This window comes from Streptomyces sp. NPDC047061 (genome assembly GCF_040643955.1).
Taxonomy (GTDB): Bacteria; Actinomycetota; Actinomycetes; order Streptomycetales; family Streptomycetaceae; genus Streptomyces.
The window spans coordinates 1-1,188 of record NZ_JBEYVI010000140.1; the positions used below are offsets into that span (position 1 = coordinate 1).

Annotated in this window: 1 pseudogene; it reads left to right on the forward strand. The window is 67.3% G+C overall.

From position 1 onward, the window contains the following. Positions 1 to 148: 148 nt before the first annotated feature. Positions 149 to 1,080, forward strand: a pseudogene (locus ABZ887_RS51170) (IS5 family transposase). The last annotated feature ends 108 nt before the right edge of the window (positions 1,081 to 1,188 follow it).

Below are 1,188 nucleotides of genomic sequence, written 5' to 3' on the forward strand. Positions count from 1 at the left end.
CCTGGCACCTCGCACCCGCCGGTACATGACCGCAGGGGCTGTCCGGCCTGACGGCCGGACAGCCCCTCACCAAGATCTTCATCGACCTTCTAGGCGCTGTTTCTCGGATCTCCACACGTGGGTGGGGTGTTGGGGGCAGGCTGACTGCATGGGACGCGGAGACCTGACGAACGCGGAGTGGGATCGGCTGGAGTTGTTCTTTCCTCGTGGCGGTGCACGCGGGGGCCGGTGGAGTGATCACCGCCGGGTGATCAACGGGGTGCTGTACCGGGTCCGTACGGGGGTGCAGTGGCGGGATCTTCCGGAGCGGTTCGGGCCGTGGGAGACGGTCTACAAGCGCCATCGCCGCTGGTCGGCGGACGGGACCTGGCAGATGCTGCTCTCGAAGGTGCAGGCCGCCGAGGACGCCGCCGGTCTGATCGACTGGGACGTGTCCGTGGACTCCACCGCGGTGCGTGCCCACCAGCACGCCGCCGGGGCAAGGAGGACGGCGCCTGCCGTGGTCCCTCAAAAGGGGGTCCGCCCAAGGACGAATCAGGTCGATCCGGTGCTTCGGAAACTGGCCGTCCGGCTGGAGGAGGTGGTCAGATCGGCGAGTGCCTGGGACGCTCCCGTGGCGGCTTCACCACCAAAATCCACCTCGCAGCCGACGGACGATGCAGGCCGCTCGCCCTCCTCCTGACACCCGGACACTACGGAGACGGCCCCCAACTCCAGCCCGTCCTGGAGCAGGTGTCGGTGCCCCGCATCGGCGTCGGCCGGCCTCGCACCCGACCCGACCACGTCTTGGCCGACAAGGCCTACACGTCCCGCGAAAACCGCCGCTACCTGCGACGACGCGGCATAACGCACACCATCCCCGAACGACTCGACCAGCACAGACACCGCCATAACCGCGGTTCCCGCGGCGGCCGGCCCACCGGATTCGACCCCGGCCGCTACAAGAAACGCAACACCGTCGAACGTGCCATCAACCGGCTCAAGGGCTTCCGTGCCGTCGCCACACGCTACGAGAAACGGGCCTACACCTACCTCGGCACCGTCACCCTCGCAGCACTCATCATCTGGCTCCGCACATGATCCGAGAAACAGCGCCTAGAAGGTCGATGAAGATCTTGGGTTCTGGTCCTGCCGCGTGAGCGGCGGGACCAGACTTGTCTTGTGGCGATGGGTGAGTGGGTCGGCGAG